Origin of the sequence: Corallococcus sp. AS-1-6 (assembly GCF_020037015.1) — a bacterium.
In the GTDB taxonomy this organism is placed as follows: domain Bacteria; phylum Myxococcota; class Myxococcia; order Myxococcales; family Myxococcaceae; genus Corallococcus.
In genome coordinates this window covers 37,038-55,749 of the sequence record NZ_JAIQDE010000034.1, presented here as the reverse complement: position 1 = coordinate 55,749, position 18,712 = coordinate 37,038, and the positions used below count along the sequence as shown (strand labels likewise).

The window sequence follows — 18,712 nt, the reverse complement described above, 5'->3', positions numbered from 1 at the left end:
CGTGAGCCGCGGGACGCGCGGGGAGCGGGGCCGGGAGGACATTCAGCGCCCTTCGTGCGCCGGCACACCCAGCGGAGCCACCCGGGCCCCATCAGGGTCGTGCGGGGCGATGCGCCCGATGGCCCAGGCGGAGAGGAGGAACGCGGCGCCCAGGGCCGCGAGCCCCAGGTCCACGAAGAACACGAAGGGCGAACCCGCCGGGTCGAAGACGCGCCGCGCGTTGCGCCACGCGTCCAGCCAGGGCAGCGCCACCAGGACCGCGCCGGACAGGCCCAGCAGCCACCGCGCCCAGCCCCGGGCACGGGGATACACGAGCCCGCCGAGCACGCTGGCGCACCAGGCCCCGAAGAAGACGCGGTGCTCCCACTCCACCCGCAGGGGCAGCGCGTCCGGCAGCAACTGGTTCGCCAGGAAGACCGCCGCGATCGCGAACGCCGCGCCCCCGCAGCCGCCCGCCGTCAGCCGCGCGAGCGCCACGTCCACCCGGCGCATGGAGCGCGCCCGCCGCTCCAGCCACACCAGGTTGCCCGTCACGACGCACAGCGCGCTGAAGAGCCCCAGGAGCGCGTACGCGAGCCGCAGCCCCATGCCCGAATAGAGGCCGGAGTGGAGCACGTAGGCCCCCTCCAGCAGCTTCGCGGACGCGCTCGGCCCGCCGGCCCGCCGCACGTGCAGCAACCGCCCGTCGCCCGCCACCCGCACGGTGGTGAACTCGGCGAGCCCGTCACGCGCGAGGCCCCGGACGTCCGCGTAGGCGGACGCGTCCCCCAGGTTGCGCAGGCTGAAGCGGTAGTGGCGCGCGTCGGGCAGCGCCTCGCGGGCCCGGTCCAGGATGGCGGCCACCCGGGGCGCGGGCGCGGCCTGTCCGGACGGCTTCGCGCCGCGCGGATAGCCCAGCGTCTGGAGCCCCGCGTCCACGTCGCCCTGGAACGCCGTGCGCACCACCACCGGCTGAAGCACCGCGGCGTTCAAGCAGATGATGGCCGCCGTCCAGGCCATCACCGCCTGGAAGGGCGTCCCGAGCCCGCCGAGCACCTTGTGCAGGTCGCCCCACACCGTGCGCAGCGCCTCGCGCGGACGGAAGCGGACCAGCTCCCGGCGCAGCCGCCCCAGTTGGATGATCAGCCCCGTGCCCACCACCAGCAGCAGCACCACCGCCACCAGGCCCGCCACCGCCATGCCGCCGGGCAGCGGGTAGAGGAAGTGCGCGAGGAACAGGAAGTAGCCCAGGTCGCTGCGCTCCGGCACCTCCTCGCCGGTCGCGGGCTGCACCCAGACGGCCTGCTTCAGGCCGCCCGCGGCCCGCCACTCCAGCCGCATCCACGGCGCGTACGGCGCGGGCAGGTCCACGTCCAGCGTGGAGGGCCCGTCCCGGCCCACGCGCGCGTCCAGCCACGCCTGGAGCGTGGCCAACGCTCGCGGCTCGTCGGCGGCGACGGGCGCGCGCAGGCGCGGCTCCTGCCAGGGCACCAGCTCATGGCGGAACAACGACGCGACCCCCAGCAGGAACATGCCCACCAGCAGGACCGACGCCACCGCGCCCGCCCACGCATGCGCCTCCCACAACAGGCGATACGTGTGGGCGCGCAGCCTCACGGCAGCGCCCTCCACAGCAGCAGCAGGGACACGCAGCCCGTCAGCGCGACCCCCGCCCACGCGCGCGCCTCCGAGCGCGCCAGCAGCGCCGCGCACGGGGCCGCGGCCATCAGCGGCGCGACCGCGACGCACGCCACCAGGTAACGCAGGTCCGGGGACACGGGCACCACGGCCGACAGGGCGAGCGAGGCCAGCAGCGCCGCCAAGGGCGCACCCACCGCCGCCGCCAGCACCCAGCGCCACCCCGGGCGGGCCCGCGTCCCCGCCGCGCTCACGACACCCGCTCCAGCATCCCCAGCACCAGCCCCACCGGGAGCAGCAACCCCATCACCCACACCGGCTTGCGCGCCAGCGGCGTCAGGATGGCCAGCAGCGTGCCCGCGGCCATGACGTACGCCATGGCCGCCCCCACCGCCGCGCCCGCGGTGACGCTCCCCCGCAGCGACGCGGCCAGCCCGCCCAGCAGCAGCGCCAGCCCCGCCCCCTTCAGCACACCGGGCGCGCGCGGGAAGTCCGGCCACCGTCCGGCGTGCCGGCACCACCACGCACCATAGAGACACACCACGCCGAGCCACAGCAGCGAGGGAGCCAGGATTTCCATGCAGCGCACCTCAGGGGCCCGGGCACCGCGCGGCGCCCGGCGGAAAGGCTCGAACTAACGGATGCGGGCGATGTCCAGCGCGAAGCCCGGGAAGGTCAACCGGGGCTGCGGCGTGCCGCCCGACAGGTCCACCAGCGAGGACGTGGAGTAGTCCGCCGCGCTCTGGGTGATGAGCAACTGGGACCCCGCCACGAAGGTGAAGCCGCTGTACGCGCCCAGCTCGCCCGGGGCCCGCACCGGCTCCTTCAGCGTGGCGAGCGGCATCCGGTACCAGCCCCACCCCTTGCTGTACCACTCCGCGTAGGTGGTGCCCGGCGCCGTCGGGGTGACGCTCGTGTCCGCCACCTGCATCCACGCGGTGCCGTCCTCGGACAGCGCGATGACGACGCCCACCTTGCCCGCGCCCAGCGCGGGGGCCACGCTGCCCACGAAGTCCGCGTCGAACGTCTTCTGCCCCGGCGAGATGCGCAGGAAGCAGTCCTGCTGGCCGAACTCGCCGGCGCCCTTCACCGCGTAGCCCAGGCCGTTCACCACGCCGCTGAAGAAGTAGAGCGAGTCCCCCTGGCGCCCCACCTTCTGCAGGTCGCGGCAGCGCTCGTCGCGCGTCCAGGTCAGCTCGTCCGTCGCCGTGTCCACGCGCACCAGCACCGAGCCCGGCAGCGAACCGTCATAGGTGGACGTGGACCAGCCCAGCGCGAAGAACGCCTCGCCGTCGCGGCCCATCCACTGGCTCAGCGCCGTGACGTACCCCTGCCGGATGAACTCCGCCGGCAGCCGCAGCGTCTTCTCGATGGCCATCTCCGCCGGGTTCCAGACGATGACCAGGCCCTGCGCGTCATCCTTGTAATAGGCCTTCGTCTCGCTGACGAAGTGCACCGCCTGCGCGCCCATCCGCTTCACGCCCAGGTTCTGGAAGGAGAGGCTCTGCCCCGCCACCAGCGTGCCGTCGCGCACCTCATAGCGGGTGATGGTGGGCGCCTCTCCCGCGCCAATGGCGAAGAAGCCCACGCCCTTCGCCGCGTAGAGCCGGGGGCGCCCCGGCAGCTCCAGCGACTTCGCGTAGTCCAGCGTCCGGGTGCCCTCCAGGGAGTCCACCAGGGTGAAGTAGTTCGTCCGGCTGCCGTTCGTCTCCACCGCGGAGTGGACCAGGTACAGCTCCCCCTCCTGGGGGACGGGGTTCTCCTCCTCGGGCTTCACGCCGTCCCCACCACACGCGCCCAGCACCAGGGCGGCGCACGCCAGGAGCCCCCGCCCAACACTGCCCATGCCAGCCCTCGGCGCTCCACGCATCACGTGCTCCTCGAACGAACGGGGTTCGTCGACTCCTGAAATTGACACTCAGTTTCAAAATTACCGGCGAGGCGGGAAGTAGCCCGCCCGGACGCCCCCTGTCAATTCCTCGCGCCAGGTCGCGCGGGCCCCCAGGCGTTGGCGGACAACCATTCGCCCGGCCAGCGGCTTGCCCTTGAGGCAACCCTTCGTCGCTTCGGGTATTTTCCGTGGCGCTCGTGCCCGAGACGTCGAACAGTCTCCACGCGCCCCGGTGAGAGGGTTCACCGAAATTGCAGTGGCTAAAAGCACCGGGATTTCGTTATGCACCGGCCCGGCGTCACCGCCCCGCCGGTGGGATTCCCGGGAGGAGCCGTAACCTCCTGGAATCAGGGCAGTTGAAGTGCTGGCACGGTGACTGCAAATACCCGTAGCAACCCACAACCTCTGGGGTGGACCACGGTGGCCCGCCCCCCATCCCCAAGGAGTCGAATCCCATGCTGACCGTTGGCGACAAGCTTCCGCAGTTCAAACTGAAGGCCGCCGTGAGCCTGGAGAAGGGCAAGGAGTTCAAGGACATCACCAACGAGGACCAGAAGGGCAAGTGGACGGTCCTGTTCGCGTGGCCGAAGGACTTCACCTTCATCTGCCCGACGGAGATCGCGGAGTTCGGCAAGCTGAACAAGGAGTTCAGCGACCGCAACGCGCAGGTGCTGGGCCTGTCCACGGACAACGAGTTCGTGCACCACGCGTGGCGCACGCACCACCCGGACCTGAAGAACCTGCCCTTCCCCATGCTGGCGGACATCAAGCGCGAGCTGTCCAGCGCGCTGGGCATCCTGCACAAGGAGGAGGGCGTGGCCCTGCGCGCCACGTTCATCGCGGACCCGGAGGGCATCATCCGCCACGTGTCCGTGAACGACCTGTCCGTGGGCCGCAACGTCAAGGAGATCGTCCGCACGCTGGACGCGTTCCAGACGGACGAGCTGTGCCCCTGCAACTGGCAGAAGGGTGAGGAGACGCTCACCCAGAAGATGCAGAAGGCGGGGTAGGCGCTCATGGCTTCGCTCGAAGTCGTCCGCAGCGAGCTCGCGGACGCCCACAAGGACACCCGCCTCAACCTCTCCACGGTCCTGGAGAGCACGAACCTCACCCACGAGCAGACGTGGGGTGTGGCCGTGGCATGCGCCTTCGCCGCCCGGAACGAGCGGCTGAAGGAGGCCATGCTCGACGAGGCGAAGCAGGCACTGGGCGACAAGGCCACGCCCGTCATCGAGGACGCCCGCGCGGCGGCCTCGCTGATGGCGATGAACAACGTCTTCTACCGATTCCGTCACATGGTCGGGAAGGAGTCGTACGCGACCAAGCGGGCCGGGCTGCGGATGAACCGGCTGGCCCAGGTGCTGACCAACAAGGTGGACTTCGAGCTGGTCTGCCTCGCGGTCAGCGCCATCAACGGCTGCGAGATGTGCATCCAGTCGCATGAGAAGGTCGTGCTGGAAGGCGGCCTCTCCGAGGACCACGTGAACGACGCGGTCCGCATCGCGAGCGTCATCCACGCGGCGGCGGTGGGACTGGAGTCCTAGTCCCTCCGTGGTTATCCCCGCGCTGTGACTGGCGCCCTCCGGTGGAAGACACCGGGGGGCGCTGTCTTTTCGCTTCCGGTGTCCCACCCCTCACCCGAAAGGAACGTGTCCGTCATGGCCCTCTACAAGAGCCCGAGTCCCCTCTCCGAGCAGGCCCGCACCGCCATCGCCGCCACCCTCAACGAGCGGCTCGCGGACGGGCTGGACCTGCACTCGCAGATCAAGGTCGCCCACTGGAACATCAAGGGCCCGCAGTTCGCCGCGCTGCACCCGCTCTTCGAGACGTTCGCGGTGAGCCTGGCCAACCACAACGACTCCATCGCGGAGCGCGCGGTGACGCTGGGCGGGCGCGCGTACGGCACCAGCCGCCACGTGGGCAAGCACAGCCGCCTGCCGGACTACCCGCAGGAGACCTCACGCGACCTGGAGCACGTGAAGCTCCTGGCCGAGCGCATCGAGGTGTACCTCAACGGCCTGCGGGAGAGCCGCACGGCGGTGGAGGGCCTGAAGGACACGGACACGGTGGACCTCTTCACGGGCATCATCACCGAGTTCGAGAAGCACGCCTGGTTCCTCCGGGCCTCGCTCGAAGGCTAGGGGCTGCACCGCGGCAGGGGGCGCGCTAGCGTAGGAGGCGTGAGCGACAGCGTCCCCCTGCATGCGTTTCGCACCGTGCCCCGCACGGGCGTCATCTTCGTCACCGCCGAGGCCACGCGCCGCGGCTACCGTCCCGGCGACCCGGACTGGTGCAACCTGGGCCAGGGCCAGCCGGAGACGGGGGACCTGCCCGGCGCCCCGCCGCGCGTGCACTCGGTGACGGTGGACATGGCGGACCAGGAGTACGCCCCCGTCGCGGGCCTCTGGGAGGTGCGCGAGGCCATCGCGGCGCTCTACAACCGGCTCTACCGCAAGGGGATGCCCTCCCAGTACAGCGCGGAGAACGTGTGCCTGTCCGGCGGCGGCCGCGCGGCCCTCACCCGCGCCGCGGCCAGCCTGGGCCAGGTGAACCTGGGCCACTTCCTGCCGGACTACACCGCGTACGAGGAGCTGCTGGACGTCTTCAAGGCGTTCACCGCCATCCCCATCCTGCTGGAGGGCGAGCGCGGCTACGCCTTCACGCACGAAGACCTGCGCCGCGAAATCCAGGGGCGCGGGCTGTCCGCGCTGCTCTTCTCCAACCCGTGCAACCCCACCGGCAAGCTGGTGCAGGGGGACGAGCTGGCGCGGTGGGTGGGCGTGGCGCGCGAGCTGGAGTGCTCGCTGCTCATCGACGAGTTCTATTCGCACTACGTCTGGACGGGCCGCCCCGGGGTGCTGCCGGTGGAGAGCGCCGCCCGGTACGTGGAGGACGTGAACCGCGACCCGGTCATCCTCTTCGACGGGCTCACCAAGAACTGGCGCTACCCGGGCTGGCGCATGACGTGGACGGTGGGGCCCAGGCAGGTCATCGACACGGTCTCCAGCGCGGGCAGCTTCCTGGACGGCGGCGGCAGCCGGCCGCTGCAGCGCGCGGCCATCCCCCTGCTCCAGGAGGACACGGTGGTGGCGGAGACGCGCGCCATCCACCACTCGTTCCGGGAGAAGAGAGACCGGTTCCACTCGCGGCTGGAGCGGCTGGGCATCCGCACGGACCGCGCGCCGGACGGGACGTTCTACGTCTGGGGCAACCTGTCCGGGCTGCCCGCGCCGCTCAACGACGGCATGGCCTTCTTCCGCGCCGCGCTGGAGCACCAGGTCATCACCGTGCCCGGTGAGTTCTTCGACGTGAACCCCGGCAAGCGCCGCGCGCGGGCCTCGCGCTTCCGCAGCTACGTGCGCCTGTCCTTCGGCCCGTCGTGGGAGACGCTGGACAAGGCGCTCCAGCGGCTGGAGGCGCTGGTGATGAAGCACACGCCCTGACGAAGCGGCGGGCTCAGGCCGGGTGCGTCTGGAACTCCGCGGTGGCCATCACGTGCACCTTCTTGCGGTGGGACACGGGGAAGCCCGGCGCGGCCGTCCGCTTCACGCTGTAGCCGCCGGCCGGGGCCATGGGCATCACGTCCTCGCTCCCGCCGCCGTAGCCTCCGCCCCTCGCGCCGAAGGCCTGCGACTCCCAGGTGCGCTCGCAGAAGCGGTGCAGCCCGGCCAGCGTCACGCCCAGCCCGGCCGCCACGCGGCGCGCCTTCTTCACCGACTCGCGGGCCAGCGCCTCCAGCCAGTCCTGCCGCGCCTCCGGCTCGTGCGTGTAGCCCCAGCGCAGCTCGCGCAGCGTCGCCTGCTTCAGGCCGGACAGCGCGGCGAGCACGTCCCCCACCCGGGCCATGTCCACCAGGCGGATGCGCACCGAGTACACGGCGGACGAGGAGCGCGAGAGCAGCCCCTCCTGGGTCTCCGCCTGCACCGACTGGAGGGTGAAGGCCGTGGCCGGCACGCCCAGGTCCTCCATGGCGCGCACCAGGGAGGCCACCTCCCGCGCGTTGGCGAAGGCCGCGTTGCCGGTGAAGAACGAGGACGCCTTCACCTCCACCACCGCGTCCACGTGGTCCGCCTCCAGCTCGTGCTCGGCGGACAGCTCCACGACGATGAGTCCCGACTCGGCTGCGGCGCGCTCCGGCATGCGGCTCCCTGGGGGTGGCTGGCGCGGCGAGTATAGGCCCACGACTCGGGCCGGGGGGCGTGCCTATGCTCGCGCCACGACCATGCGACGCATCCCGTCCCGGCTGTGGCTGTTGTGCGCGCTGTACTTCGTGCAGGGGCTGCCCTTCGGCTTCCAGGTGACGGCGCTGCCCGTCTTCCTGCGCACGCGCGGCGTGTCGCTGGCCGCGCTGGGGTTCGCGGGCGCGCTGTCCCTGCCGTGGATGCTCAAGGCGCTGTGGGCCCCGCTGGTGGACCGCTACGGCTCCGCGCGCGTGGGGCGCAGGCGCTCGTGGATATTGCCCATGCAGGCGGGCCTGGCGCTCGCGTGCGCGGGGGCGGCCCTCGCGGCGGGGCGGGACTCGCTGCCGCTGCTGTTGGGCCTCATCTTCGTGATGAACCTCTTCGCCGCGACGCAGGACATCGCGGTGGACGGCTTCGCGGTGGACCTCCTGCGTCCGGAGGAGCTGGGCCTGGGCAACACCGCGCAGGTGGTGGGCTACAAGCTGGGCATGCTCACCGGCGGCGGGCTCCTGGTGTGGGCCAGCTCCCGCATCGGCTGGTCCGGCCTGTTCCTCGCCATGGCGGCGCTGTGCCTGGCGGTCTTCACCGTCGTCCTCTTCGTGCGCGAGCCGCCCCCGCGCGAGCCCGAGGGCCACGAGTCCCCGAGGCTGGACTGGCCCGCGCTCTGGGCCCGCATCCGGGCCGCGCTCACCGTGCCGGGCACCGGGTGGCTGCTGCTCTTCATCGGCACGTACAAGCTGGGCGAGACGATGTCCGACGTCCTCTACAAGCCCTTCCTCGTGGACGCGGGCTACACGCCCGCGCGCATCGGCCTGTGGGTGGGCACGTGGGGCACGGCCGCGTCGCTGCTGGGGTCCACGTGCGGGGGCGTCCTCGCCGCGCGCCTGCCGCTTTTGCGCGCGGTGGCCCTCACCGGAATGCTGCGTTTGTTGCCGCTCGCGGGGCGGTGGCTGCTCACGCGGGCGGGCGTCAGCGACGCGGGCGTGCTGGGCGTCACGCTCACCGAGGAGTTCTTCGGCGGCGCGCTCACCACCGTGATGTTCGCGTTCATGATGTCGCGCACGGACCGGAGAATCGGCGCCACGCACTTCACGCTGCTGGCCAGCGTGGAGGTCGCGGGCAAGGCCCCCGCCGGGCCGCTGGCGGGCCTGCTCGCGGATCCGAGGTTCGGCGACCTGGGCTACGGGAACATGTTCCTCCTGGGCGTCGCGCTGTCCGCCGCGTTCCTCGCGCTGCTCGCGCCCCTGCGCAGACACGCGCCCACGCCCGCGGCCCCGCAGCCCGCATCCTGAAAAATTCCAGGCTCGCGCCACGCTCCATCACGAGCGTGTCACGGGCCGCGCGTGTCACGGGAACCTCACGCGAGCGGTGTCAGGGGGGCGTGGTACTCGCCAGCGCGCCGTTCGCGGTTCTCCCCCTTGAATGAAGAGGTTCCCCATGAAGACCCTGTCGATGAAGTCGCTGGTGGGCGCGCTGATGCTGTTCTCCGCTCCGGCGTTCGCGGACTCCACCACCAGCATCCCCGCCTTCGAGGCGAGCATCACCGCCGCCAAGAGCGCCACCAGCCCCGGCGGCGCGACCATCCTGCGCTCGGAGATCCGCACCGCGCTGGACGCGTTCCTCAACGACGTTGGCCCCGGCGTGGACAGCGCCGAGCGCGCCTATCTCACCACCCGCGTCAACGACACGCCGTTCCAGCAGTCCATGACGGGCACCGCGGCGAAGTACTTCGCGGACTTTTATGAGGTGAACGACGCCCTCTTCACGGGCTACCCGCTGAACCTGTACCCCGTCGCCCAGACGCCCGCGGTGCTGTTCGGCGCCACCGGCTCGTTCTCCTCCGCGCGCATCGCCGAGGGCTACATCCCCAACGGCCAGGGCATCGCCAACCAGCAGACGCTGGGCGAGGCGTTCAGCAACGCCTTCGGTCCGCAGGCCAGCATCTTCGAGCCCATCACCGTGCGGGAGCTCATCGCGCAGCTCAGCGCGTACAGCTACAACGTGGACGAGGTGGAGGGCGCGGTGGCCTACATCACGCAGATCTCGCGCAACAGCAACCGGCTCTACCGGACGGGCTGGAGCTGCCGCGGCTGCGGCGCGCCGGGCTACACGCAGGGCTTCGCCATCGCCGCGGTGAGCACCGACCGCCGCTTCGTGCGGATGATGTCCGTGACGACGTACGCGGACTGACGTGACGCACCGCCGCAAGCGCGCGGGGACGCCACCTGCGCGCTTGCGGTCTCCGCCGCCTCCGTTCATTGATGCGCGTCACACGCACCGGGTGGGGGAAGCGCACGCTTCCTGCCCGGGCCTCACGCAGCAACCGGAAGGAAGCACCATGGCGGAGATGAAGACGTATACGGGTGGCTGCCACTGTGGACAGGTCCGCTACGAGGCCACCATGGACCTGGCGCAGGTGGTGAGCTGCAACTGCTCCTTCTGCCACAAGACTGGCGCGGTGCTGACGTTCGTCCCGCCGGAGCACTTCAAGTCCCTCTCCGGCGCGGACGTGGTGAAGACCTACCAGTTCAACAAGAAGGTCATCAACCACCTGCACTGCCCCACCTGCGGCGTGGAGTCCTACGCCACCGGCAAGGGCCCGGACGGCAAGGCGATGTACGCCGTCAACCTGCGCTGCGTGGACGGCGTGGACCTGTCCACGCTCAACCCGTTCCCCTACAACGGCCGGGACGCGTAGCGCGCCCTGCTCACGCGCTGCGGGCGCGCCACATCAGGCCCCCTGCGAGGAAGGCCGCCGCGGAAGGAGCGGCCCACGGAAGGGACCTCCTGAGCCGGTGCTCCCAGACGTCCACCCGGTCCGCCAGCAGCAGCAGCATCCAGTGGCCGGGCTTGTGGTCCGGCTTCGCGTAGGCCGCCTTGCGCAAGAGGCCGCTCAGCCCCTTCGGAGGCTGGGCGGTGCCGAACACCGGCGGCATCTCCTTGCGGCCGGCGTGCTTGAACACCGGCACCTCCGCGTGCTGGTGCGCGATGGGCACGCGCGCGCCCGCCAGCGGCTTCGGCGCCGTCTCCATGGGGACGCCCGGGCGGTTGGCGGGGTCCAGGTCCACGGCCAGGGTGGGGTTCGCCTTCGCGCGCGTCTTCGCGCGGCCGTTCTTCGCGCGGCTCGATCTCTGCGTCGTCTTCTGGGGCATCACGTGCCTCCTGCCTGCGAGCGGATGAAGTCAGTGGTTCACGCGTGGCCGTGCGGCATGAGCACGCACTTCACGCACCCGTCCCGCTTCTGCGCGAACAGGTGGTAGGCGTCCGGCGCCTGCTCCAGCGGGAAGCGGTGGGTGATGACGCCCTTCGCGTCGATGCGGCCCTTCTGGATGTGCTCCAGCAGGTGCGGCATGTACCGGCGCGTGTTCGCCTGGTTCATGCGCAGGGTGAGCCCCTTGTTCATCGCCGTGCCAATGGGGACGAAGTTCCACGGCGGCCCGTACACGCCGATGATGGAGACGTTGCCGCCCTTGCGCACGGTGTTGATGCACCACTCGATGACGGTGGGCGCGCCGGCCTCCAGCTTCAGCCCCAGGCCCAGCACGCGGTGCGCGCGCGAGCCCTCCGCCTCCATGCCCACCGCGTCGATGCAGACGTCCGGGCCGCGGCCCTCGAACAGCTCCTTCAGGTGCAGGACGATGTCGCCCACCTCCTTGAAGTTCACCGTCTCCACGTTGGCGAACTTCCGGGCGAACTCCAGGCGGTACGGCACGTGGTCCACCGCCACCACGCGGCCCGCGCCCATCAGCCACGCGGACTTCATGGCGAAGAGGCCCACCGGGCCCGCGCCGAACACGACCACGGTCTCGCCGCCCTTGATTTCACCCATCTCCGCGGCCTGGTAGCCGGTGGGCAGGATGTCGGAGAGGAAGAGGACGGACTCGTCGTCCATGTCGTCCGGAATCTTCATGGGCCCCACGTCCGCGAAGGGCACGCGCACGTACTCGGCCTGGCCGCCGTCGAAGCCGCCCGTGGTGTGCGAGTAGCCGTAGACGCCGGAGGCCACGTCGCTGCCGGGGTTGCTGTTCTCGCAGTTCCCGGTGAGGCCGCGCTGGCAGTAGAAGCAGGTGCCGCAGGAGATGTTGAAGGGCACCACCACGCGGTCGCCCTTCTTCAACTGCGACACCTCCTTGCCCACCTCCTCCACCACGCCGGTGAACTCGTGGCCGAAGGTGCAGCCCACGCGCGTGTCCGGCACCAGGCCGTGCAGGAGGTGCAGGTCCGACCCGCAGATGGCGGCGCGGGTGACCTTGAGGACGACGTCCTGCGGGTGCTCGATGCGGGGGTCGGGCTTCTCTTCCACCTGGACGCGGTAGGGGCCCTGGTACGTGAGTGCGCGCATGCGGGGTGATTCCTCCCTTCCCTTACGGGTGAGGACGCCCGCGCGCCAAGACAAGGGACGGTGCGCTCCCGGCCCTCGCTCGGCTAGCTGTCCTCCGGCGGTGCGAAGGTGCCCACGGGCGCCTCCGCCGCGCGCCACAGGTACCAGCTCACCACGCTGCGGTAGGGGCGCCAGCGCTCGCCGTACGCCAAGAGCGCCTTGGGCTTGGGCTGTTCCTCGAGGTTGTGCAGCACCATGAAGCCCTTGCGCACGCCGTAGTCATCCACGGGGAGGATGTCCGGCCGGCCCAGGCGGAAGATGAGCAGCATCTCCACGGTCCACTGGCCAATGCCGCGCACCTGCGTGAGGTGCTCGATCAGGTCCGCGTCGGACATGCGGCGCACGCGCGCGAGCGGCGGCACCGTGCCGTCCACCGTCTTGCGCGCCAGGTCCTGGATGGCCAGCAGCTTGTTCGCGGACAGCCCGGCCTCGCGCAGCGTGGCGTCCGGCAGCGCGAGCAGCTTCTCCGGGGTGAAGCCCCTGCCCTGCCCCACCCGCTCGCAGACGCGGCCGAAGATGGTCGCCGCCGCGCGGCCGTGGAGTTGCTGGTAGACGATGGAGTGCGCCAGCGCCTCGAAGGGGCTGTGCAGCGGGGACCGCTCGAAGCGGAACGGGCCTATCTTCTTGAAGAGCTTTCCCAGCGTGGGGTCCGCGCGCACCAGGGCGCGGCGCGCGGCGGGCGTGAAGGCATCCGGCAGCAACACGGGGGTGGAGACAGGAGCGCGCGGCATGGGCCTCATGCTGCCCGGCCCCACGCCACGCGCAACCCCCGTCTTGCCCCGGATGCGCCGCGCTAGATGGGCGCGGCGTGCTCCGTCTCCTCGGGCACCTCGTTGCGGGGCTCGCCCTCCATCAAGGAGTCGTATTCCTCCTCCAACTGGATGCCCAGGTCCTCCAACTGGTCCTTGCTCAGGAGCTTGCGCGCCGCCTTGAAGAGGTCCTTCTCCTCCTCCTCCACGTGGTGCTCCACCTGCTCCTGGAGGACCTTCATCTTCGCGTCGAACTCCTCGTCGGAGGGCTCCATGTCCAGCAGGTCCGCGATGAGGCGCTTGACGGCGAGGTGCTCCTCCACGGCCTCGCGCAGGTCGTCCTCCGTGTCGTCCTGCTTGAGCACCGGGTACAGGTACAGCTCTTCAATCTTCGCGTGCGCCCCCAGCCGGTCGGCGATCTGCTCGAACAGCTCCTGGCGCTGGTCGTCGTCCTCGTCCGACAGCTTCTCGTACTTCTTGAAGAGCTTGGACACCTCTTCGTGCTGCTGCTTGATCAGGTCCAACGCGTTCATTCCCCTGCCCCCTGAATGAAGTGGATGTGCAGAGAGATGGGGGTGGGCCCGCCCGAATGGAAGCCCACCCGCACGCACTTCTCACTTCACCGGCAGCTTGCGCGAAGGCAGGTCCTTCACGGCGGGGCCGTTGAGCACGCGCCCGGTGGGGCTGAAGCGGCCGCCGTGGCAGGGGCAGTCCCAGGAGCGCTCGGCGTTGTTCCAGTGCACGTGGCAGCCCAGGTGCGTGCACACCGGGGATACGGCGTGCGGGGTGCCGTCCTCCTCGCGGTACACGGCCACCTTGCGGCCATCCACCTCCAGGATCTTCCCCTCGCCCGGGGCCACGTCCGACAGGTGGCGTCCGTCCGGCTTGGAGAGCCGGTCCGCGACGAAGCGGAAGGCCACCTCCGCGTTCTCCTGGATGAAGTCCTTCGCGCCGGCCTTGGGCTTCACGCGGCCCGCGTCGTACAGCGCGGCGTAGGGGTTCTCGTTGCCGAGGATGAGGTCCGACAGCACCATGCCCGCGAGCGTGCCGAACGTCATGCCCGTGCCGGAGAAGCCCGTGGCCACGTACACGTGGCGGCTGCCCACGTTGCGTCCGATATAGGGCAGGCCGTCCGCGGGCTCGATGACCTGGCCGGACCAGCGGTGGGTGATGCGCTTCACGGGGAAGCGGTCGCGCGTGTACGCCTCCAGCGCGGCGAAGCAGGACGCGGTGTCCTCCTCGCTTCCGACCTTGTGGTCCTCGCCGCCCACGATGACGTAGGACACGCCGTCCACCCGCTGCGTGCGGATGTAGTGATACGGGTCGCGGCTGTCGTAGTACTGGCCCGGCTCCAGCGGCGCGTCCAGCGGGGCCGCCACCGCGTAGGTGCGGTACGGGTAGAGCTTGGTGTGCATGGCCACGCGGTTGAGCGGCGTGGTGGTGGCCTCCACCACGGCCCGCGCCGTCACGGTGCCGTCCTCCGTGACGACGCGGCAGGGCGCGCCGTCATGGATGTCCACGACCTTGGTGTTCTCGAAGAGGTGGCAGCCGTCCCCCGGGATGCGGTCCGCGAGCGCGAGCAGGTACTCCCGCGGGTGGAACAGCGCCTGATCCTCCACGCGCAGCGCGCCCTTCACCGGGAAGGGCAGCGGCACCTCCTTGGTGAAGGTCGCGAGCAGCCCCGCCTGCCGGGCGGCGGACACCTCCTGCAGCAGCTCGCGCAGCTCGGCGTCCGTCTCCGCGTAGCGGTAGCCCGGCGCCCGGGTGAAGCCGCAGTCGATGCCGAGCGTCTCCACCAGGGACGCGATCTGTTCGATGGCGGCCCGGCTGGAGGACGCGGCCAGGTGCGCCCCCTTCTCCCCGAAGTCCTTCAGCAGCGTCGTGTACGGCGTGTCCAGCAGCTCCGTGAGGTGCGCGGTCGTCTGCCCCGTCTGCCCGGAGAGGACGCGGTGCATCTCCAGCACCGCCACCTTCTTGCCGGCACGCTTGAGCAGCCAGGCGGTCGTCAGGCCCGCGACGCCCCCTCCGATGATGGCCACGTCCACGTCCAGGTCGCCCCTCAGGGAGGGGAAGTCCCGGGGAAGCGTCGTCACCGTCCACAGGGATTTGTGCTGGCGCTCGTCGTTCATGACGGAAGGCTAGGAATCCGCTTCCCAGGGCATAAGCCACGCCTGCCGAGCCCCGCCCGGCCGGCTGCCCAGCGTGGGGTGTATGCGACCCAACAGAGCCAGGCCCCGGGTGTTGGTCAGACAGGGGGCGGGCGTGGACGGGGCTGGGGTGCGGTGTCGCCCGCGCGTTAAAACAGCCCTTGGACCCGAAGGTCCGCGCCGGGCGGACTTGAAGGAGCATGCGCCGAATGCCCGTGGAACGCGTGGCTGGTGGGGCCAGCCTGGTGGACGTGCTGGACCGCCTGCTGGACAGGGGATTGCGCTTCGACACGCCGGCCCAGGAGGTCCTGGGGCGCCCCTCTTCTTTGGACGGGGAGGCGCGCATCGTGGTGGCATTTTCGGAGGTCCGCACCGCAGACTCGCCGGAACGCGGCCGTCCCCCGCGTCCCCCTTCACCCGGAGCGTAAGGTCGTGGCGTCCCCAGCCCCGCTGCCCCCCGCCGAAGCCGATCCCGGGGCGCGCCTCGTGCTCGCCGAGCACCTGCTCGCCTGCGAGTCCGCCGTCGCCTGTGCGCGCGCGGTCGTGGAGTGGCTCGCGCGCAGACATGGCGTGCCCGCCGCCTGTGTCGGGCCGGGGGATGGCGCGGGGGCGTCCGCGTGCCTGGCCAGCGAAGGGCTGACCGGGGCGCAGCAGGCCGCGCTGGCCCGGGCGTGGGACGCGCAGGGTTCGCCGCTCGCGGGCTTCCGCAACCGGCCCGGGGCGCGGGGGCTGGCGGCGGACGCGGTGGAGGGCGCGGTGATGCCGGGCGGGTTCTTCGCGGTGCCGCTGGGCCGCGCCGGAGCGCCCGCGGCCGCGCTGCTGGTGGTGGGGCTGCCTGGACCGGCGGTGCCGGAGGACGTGGCGTGGGTGGCGTCGTGCGCGGGGCCGCTCCTGGCCCGGCAACTGGCCTCGGATGCGCGCGCGCCGCGCCGCCCGGAGCCGGACCGGTTGCTTCGCCGGGTCATCAACGCGGTGTCGGATCCGGTGCTGCTCACGGACACGGACGGCACGCTGCTCTTCGCCAACGCCCGCGCGGAAGCGCTGCTGGTGGCGGGCCCGGACGCGAGCCCCGGCCGCACGCGCGCCGTGGAGCTCAACCAGCGCCTGTTCCGGGAGACGCTCGCGCAGGGCGGCACGTCCGTGCACCGGCGCGAGGTGTCGCTGGTGGATCCGCTGGAGGGCATGGACCTGCTCTTCGAGCTGGCCACCACCCCGGTGCTGGCCCCGGACGGTCCGTCCGTGGTGGTGAGCGTGCTGCGCAACCTGACGGACCTGGGCCGCGCCACGCAGGCGCTGGGGGAGAGCTACCGGCAACTGCGCGCCACGGAGCGCGAGGCCCGGAGCGAGCGCCACCGCCTGGACCGGGTGCTGGACTCGGTGGCGGACCCCATCATCCTGACCGACCCCGCGGGCGGCATGGTGATGATGAACGACCCGGCCGAGCGCCTCTTCGCCTGGCCTCACGAAGAGGGCGCCGGCGGCGAGGCCACGCTGCGCCGGGTGCGCGCCAACGACGCGCTCTTCGCGTCCTTCCTCGCGAACCTGCTGGGGCCGGTGAACGCGGGCGTGTCCCGCTGGAAGAGCCAGTTGACGCTGGACGACCCGGCCACCGGCGCGCCCGTGCCCATGGAGGCCATGGCCAACAAGGTGCTGGGCGACGGGGGCGAGCTGACGGGCATCGTCACCGTGTTCCACGACCGCACGGAGGTGCTGGAGCGGGCGCGGCTGTTGGAGCGCGTGAAGGAGGTCTCCAGCGAGCTGGAGGCGCGCGTGCAGTCCGCCACCGCGGAGCTGGCGGAGCAGAACGAGCTGCTGCGCCAGCAGGCCATCCAGTTGGAGCAGGCGAGCGCGGCCAAGTCGCAGTTTTTGGCCAACATGTCGCATGAGTTCCGCACGCCGCTCAACGCCATCCTCGGCTACACGAACATGCTCCTGCAGGGCGTGTCCGGGGAGATGACGCCGCCGCAGCGCAGGAACCTCACGCGCATCGACTCCAACGGGCGGCACCTGCTGGAGGTCATCAACGAGATATTGGACATCACCCGCATCGAGGCGGGGCGGATGCCGCTGCACCTGTCGGACTTCGGCATCCCGGAGCTCATCCAGGAGGTGATGGCGGAGATGGACCCCATCATCGCGCGCAGCAAGCTGACGGTGGAGACGCGCCTGGATGAGGGGCTGCCGGGGGTGTGGAGCGACCGACAGAAGGTGAAGCAGATCGTCCTCAACCTGTTGTCCAACGCGCTGAAGTTCACGCACGAGGGCGGCGTGCACATCGCGGCGGAGTATCAGAACGCCACCGGCACCGTGGCCATCTCGGTGAAGGACACAGGCATCGGAATCGACGTGTCGAACCAGGAGAAGATCTTCGAGGACTTCCAGCAGGTGGACAGCTCTCCCACGCGTGCCTATGGGGGAACGGGCCTGGGCCTGTCCATCTGCCGCCGCCTGGCCGAGATGCTGGGGGGACGCGTCTCCCTCCAGAGCGCTCCGGGCCAGGGTTCGACCTTCACCCTGCACTTTCCAAGACGTGCGAGACGGACATGACGAACACCCCGGAAAAGACAAAGCCGCTCGTGCTGGTGGTGGACGACTACCAGGATGCCCGGGAGATGTACGCGGAGTACCTGGAGTTCTCGGGCTTCCGCGTGGCGGAGGCGAAGAACGGCCAGGAGGCGTTGGACAAGGCCTTCGAGCTGGTGCCGGACGTCATCCTGATGGACCTGTCGCTGCCGGTGATGGACGGCTGGGAGGCGACGCGCCGGCTGAAGGGCGACGCGCGCACGAAGGGCATCCCGGTGGTGGCGCTCACGGGGCATGCGCTGAAGGGCCACTCGGAGGACGCGAACGAGGCCGGGTGTGATGCGTACGTCACCAAGCCGTGTCTGCCGGACGCGCTGGTGGACCAGGTGAAGAAGATGATTGCGCGGCGTGACGCGGCATCCACGCGCTGAAGCGGGCGGCTGCACGGAGGCAGGGGGCACGTCATGACGACGAAGACCCAGGCGGAGTCCTCGCGCGAGGCACGGGCGCACTATCTCTACGGCATCGTGCGCGAGGACGGCGGAGGGGAGCAGGACCTCGCGGGGCTGGGGGAGGCGCCGGTGCGGCGGGTGCGAGAGGGAGGCCTCGCGGCGCTGGTGTCCGACGTCACGGGCCCGCGGGTGGTGCCCACGCGGGCGAACCTGCTGATGCACCAGCGCGTCACGGAGGCCGTGGTGCGCGAGCACACGCTGGTGCCGGTGGCCTTCGGGACGGTGCTGCCGTCGGAGGAGCGCGTGCGGGAGCTGTTGCGCGTGGCGCGCGCGCCGCTGAGCCGGGCGCTGTCCGAGCTGGAGGGCCGGGTGGAGCTGGGGCTGAAGGTGTACTGCCACGGCGACGCGCTGACGCGAGAGTTGCAGGAGGCGCGGCCGGAGCTGGCGCGCGGCCCGGCGGAGCTCGAGGAGGACCACGAGGCGCGGCTGGAGGCGGCGCTGCACGACCGCATCCGGAAGGACCTGGACGGGCTGAGGGCGGGCCTGCGTCCGCTGGCGGAGGCGACGCACGAAGCGCCGCCGCTGGGTGAGCGGATGATGCTCAACGCGGCCTGGCTGGTGGACCGCACGCGGGTGGCCGCGTTCGAGGCGCGGGTGCAGTCGCTGGTGGCGCGGCTGGACGCGTACACGTTCCGGTTCACGGGGCCGTGGCCGGCCTACAGCTTCGTGGACGTGCGGCTGGACCTGGAGCCGGCGTCCACCGCGCCGTGA

Annotated in this window: 21 protein-coding genes; 11 read left to right on the top strand and 10 right to left on the bottom strand. The window is 71.2% G+C overall.

The features are described from left to right. Positions 1 to 42: 42 nt before the first annotated feature. Genes K8612_RS33705 through K8612_RS33690 form a run of 4 tightly spaced genes read right to left on the bottom strand, consistent with a single transcriptional unit; the run spans position 43 to position 3,463 of the window. Entirely contained in the window at positions 43 to 1,596 is a 1,554-nt protein-coding gene (locus K8612_RS33705) for a PepSY-associated TM helix domain-containing protein (protein WP_223765244.1), read from the bottom strand. After that, positions 1,593 to 1,871 (bottom strand): hypothetical protein, encoded by a 279-nt coding sequence (locus K8612_RS33700; RefSeq protein ID WP_223765243.1) that lies wholly within the window; start codon positions 1,869 to 1,871, stop codon positions 1,593 to 1,595. The genes K8612_RS33705 and K8612_RS33700 overlap by 4 nt, the downstream gene beginning before the upstream one ends. Continuing rightward, positions 1,868 to 2,197, bottom strand: a complete 330-nt coding sequence (locus K8612_RS33695) for a hypothetical protein (RefSeq protein ID WP_223743753.1) — start codon at positions 2,195 to 2,197, stop codon at positions 1,868 to 1,870. The genes K8612_RS33700 and K8612_RS33695 overlap by 4 nt, the downstream gene beginning before the upstream one ends. A 54-nt stretch (positions 2,198 to 2,251) precedes the next feature. Then, entirely contained in the window at positions 2,252 to 3,463 is a 1,212-nt protein-coding gene (locus K8612_RS33690; RefSeq protein WP_223765242.1) for an MxcI, read from the bottom strand. A 500-nt stretch (positions 3,464 to 3,963) separates the two neighbouring features. On the opposite strand from K8612_RS33690, the gene K8612_RS33685 reads away from it, so the two are divergent. From K8612_RS33685 to K8612_RS33670, 4 genes are all read left to right on the top strand, one after another. Then, positions 3,964 to 4,518, top strand: a complete 555-nt coding sequence (locus K8612_RS33685) for a peroxiredoxin (RefSeq protein WP_223743751.1) — start codon at positions 3,964 to 3,966, stop codon at positions 4,516 to 4,518. Positions 4,519 to 4,524: 6 nt separating this feature from the next. Further along, entirely contained in the window at positions 4,525 to 5,052 is a 528-nt protein-coding gene (locus K8612_RS33680) for a carboxymuconolactone decarboxylase family protein (RefSeq protein WP_223743750.1), read from the top strand. A 114-nt stretch (positions 5,053 to 5,166) separates the two neighbouring features. Further along, positions 5,167 to 5,649, top strand: coding sequence for a DNA starvation/stationary phase protection protein Dps (dps, locus tag K8612_RS33675; protein WP_223743749.1), 483 nt, complete (start codon positions 5,167 to 5,169; stop codon positions 5,647 to 5,649). A gap of 39 nt (positions 5,650 to 5,688) precedes the next feature. Further along, the gene (locus tag K8612_RS33670; protein ID WP_223743748.1) at positions 5,689 to 6,951 is read left to right on the top strand and encodes a pyridoxal phosphate-dependent aminotransferase; all 1,263 of its coding nucleotides are present in this window, start codon (positions 5,689 to 5,691) and stop codon (positions 6,949 to 6,951) included. Positions 6,952 to 6,964: 13 nt separating this feature from the next. On the opposite strand, the gene K8612_RS33665 is transcribed toward K8612_RS33670, so the two are convergent. Then, entirely contained in the window at positions 6,965 to 7,648 is a 684-nt protein-coding gene (locus K8612_RS33665; protein ID WP_223765241.1) for an SIMPL domain-containing protein, read from the bottom strand. Between the two features lie 82 nt (positions 7,649 to 7,730). On the opposite strand from K8612_RS33665, the gene K8612_RS33660 reads away from it, so the two are divergent. The 3 genes from K8612_RS33660 (at position 7,731) to K8612_RS33650 (ending at position 10,387) form a co-directional block, all read left to right on the top strand. Then, positions 7,731 to 8,981, top strand: a complete 1,251-nt coding sequence (locus K8612_RS33660; RefSeq protein ID WP_223765240.1) for an MFS transporter — start codon at positions 7,731 to 7,733, stop codon at positions 8,979 to 8,981. A 145-nt stretch (positions 8,982 to 9,126) separates the two neighbouring features. Then, on the top strand, positions 9,127 to 9,879 hold the full coding sequence (locus K8612_RS33655) for a hypothetical protein (protein WP_223743745.1): 753 nt from the start codon (positions 9,127 to 9,129) through the stop codon (positions 9,877 to 9,879). A gap of 148 nt (positions 9,880 to 10,027) precedes the next feature. Further along, on the top strand, positions 10,028 to 10,387 hold the full coding sequence (locus tag K8612_RS33650; RefSeq protein ID WP_223765239.1) for a GFA family protein: 360 nt from the start codon (positions 10,028 to 10,030) through the stop codon (positions 10,385 to 10,387). A 10-nt stretch (positions 10,388 to 10,397) separates the two neighbouring features. Here the strand turns inward: K8612_RS33650 and K8612_RS33645 are convergent, their stop codons facing one another. The 5 genes from K8612_RS33645 to K8612_RS33625 form a co-directional block, all read right to left on the bottom strand. Then, a complete protein-coding gene (locus K8612_RS33645) occupies positions 10,398 to 10,841 on the bottom strand; it encodes a hypothetical protein (protein WP_223765238.1) in 444 nt (147 codons plus the stop codon). Between the two features lie 38 nt (positions 10,842 to 10,879). Continuing rightward, positions 10,880 to 12,031: a zinc-dependent alcohol dehydrogenase gene (locus tag K8612_RS33640; protein ID WP_223765237.1), complete on the bottom strand. Its 1,152-nt coding sequence runs from the start codon at positions 12,029 to 12,031 to the stop codon at positions 10,880 to 10,882. A gap of 83 nt (positions 12,032 to 12,114) precedes the next feature. Further along, positions 12,115 to 12,801 carry a DNA-3-methyladenine glycosylase gene (locus K8612_RS33635; protein ID WP_373692157.1) on the bottom strand — a complete coding sequence of 229 codons (687 nt, stop codon included), beginning with the start codon at positions 12,799 to 12,801 and terminating at the stop codon, positions 12,115 to 12,117. Positions 12,802 to 12,863: 62 nt separating this feature from the next. Further along, complete coding sequence (locus tag K8612_RS33630) at positions 12,864 to 13,352, bottom strand: hemerythrin domain-containing protein (protein WP_223743740.1); 489 nt, start codon at positions 13,350 to 13,352, stop codon at positions 12,864 to 12,866. Between the two features lie 81 nt (positions 13,353 to 13,433). Next, a complete protein-coding gene (locus K8612_RS33625; protein ID WP_223765235.1) occupies positions 13,434 to 14,948 on the bottom strand; it encodes an FAD-dependent oxidoreductase in 1,515 nt (504 codons plus the stop codon). Positions 14,949 to 15,175: 227 nt separating this feature from the next. Between K8612_RS33625 and K8612_RS33620 the strand changes: the two genes are divergently transcribed. The 4 genes from K8612_RS33620 to K8612_RS33605 are packed head-to-tail and all read left to right on the top strand — an operon-like array spanning position 15,176 to position 18,712. After that, positions 15,176 to 15,394: a hypothetical protein gene (locus tag K8612_RS33620; RefSeq protein WP_223765234.1), complete on the top strand. Its 219-nt coding sequence runs from the start codon at positions 15,176 to 15,178 to the stop codon at positions 15,392 to 15,394. A 4-nt stretch (positions 15,395 to 15,398) separates the two neighbouring features. Next, the gene (locus K8612_RS33615) at positions 15,399 to 17,513 is read left to right on the top strand and encodes a PAS domain-containing sensor histidine kinase (RefSeq protein WP_223765233.1); all 2,115 of its coding nucleotides are present in this window, start codon (positions 15,399 to 15,401) and stop codon (positions 17,511 to 17,513) included. Continuing rightward, a complete protein-coding gene (locus K8612_RS33610; protein ID WP_223743737.1) occupies positions 17,510 to 17,920 on the top strand; it encodes a response regulator in 411 nt (136 codons plus the stop codon). Before K8612_RS33615 ends, K8612_RS33610 begins: the two co-directional genes overlap by 4 nt. Positions 17,921 to 17,953: 33 nt before the next feature. Further along, a complete protein-coding gene (locus K8612_RS33605; RefSeq protein WP_223765232.1) occupies positions 17,954 to 18,712 on the top strand; it encodes a GvpL/GvpF family gas vesicle protein in 759 nt (252 codons plus the stop codon).

Bases quoted from the DNA above. Each gene is read 5' to 3' on its own strand.
- K8612_RS33695 (WP_223743753.1), bottom strand. From the start codon at position 2,197: ATGGAAATCCTGGCTCCCTCGCTGCTGTGGCTCGGCGTGGTGTGTCTC.
- K8612_RS33690 (WP_223765242.1), bottom strand. From the start codon at position 3,463: ATGGGCAGTGTTGGGCGGGGGCTCCTGGCGTGCGCCGCCCTGGTGCTG.
- K8612_RS33685 (WP_223743751.1), top strand. From the start codon at position 3,964: ATGCTGACCGTTGGCGACAAGCTTCCGCAGTTCAAACTGAAGGCCGCC.
- K8612_RS33680 (WP_223743750.1), top strand. From the start codon at position 4,525: ATGGCTTCGCTCGAAGTCGTCCGCAGCGAGCTCGCGGACGCCCACAAG.
- dps (WP_223743749.1), top strand. From the start codon at position 5,167: ATGGCCCTCTACAAGAGCCCGAGTCCCCTCTCCGAGCAGGCCCGCACC.
- K8612_RS33665 (WP_223765241.1), bottom strand. From the start codon at position 7,648: ATGCCGGAGCGCGCCGCAGCCGAGTCGGGACTCATCGTCGTGGAGCTG.
- K8612_RS33660 (WP_223765240.1), top strand. From the start codon at position 7,731: ATGCGACGCATCCCGTCCCGGCTGTGGCTGTTGTGCGCGCTGTACTTC.
- K8612_RS33655 (WP_223743745.1), top strand. From the start codon at position 9,127: ATGAAGACCCTGTCGATGAAGTCGCTGGTGGGCGCGCTGATGCTGTTC.
- K8612_RS33650 (WP_223765239.1), top strand. From the start codon at position 10,028: ATGGCGGAGATGAAGACGTATACGGGTGGCTGCCACTGTGGACAGGTC.
- K8612_RS33645 (WP_223765238.1), bottom strand. From the start codon at position 10,841: ATGCCCCAGAAGACGACGCAGAGATCGAGCCGCGCGAAGAACGGCCGC.
- K8612_RS33640 (WP_223765237.1), bottom strand. From the start codon at position 12,031: ATGCGCGCACTCACGTACCAGGGCCCCTACCGCGTCCAGGTGGAAGAG.
- K8612_RS33635 (WP_373692157.1), bottom strand. From the start codon at position 12,801: ATGCCGCGCGCTCCTGTCTCCACCCCCGTGTTGCTGCCGGATGCCTTC.
- K8612_RS33630 (WP_223743740.1), bottom strand. From the start codon at position 13,352: ATGAACGCGTTGGACCTGATCAAGCAGCAGCACGAAGAGGTGTCCAAG.
- K8612_RS33625 (WP_223765235.1), bottom strand. From the start codon at position 14,948: ATGAACGACGAGCGCCAGCACAAATCCCTGTGGACGGTGACGACGCTT.
- K8612_RS33620 (WP_223765234.1), top strand. From the start codon at position 15,176: ATGCCCGTGGAACGCGTGGCTGGTGGGGCCAGCCTGGTGGACGTGCTG.
- K8612_RS33610 (WP_223743737.1), top strand. From the start codon at position 17,510: ATGACGAACACCCCGGAAAAGACAAAGCCGCTCGTGCTGGTGGTGGAC.
- K8612_RS33605 (WP_223765232.1), top strand. From the start codon at position 17,954: ATGACGACGAAGACCCAGGCGGAGTCCTCGCGCGAGGCACGGGCGCAC.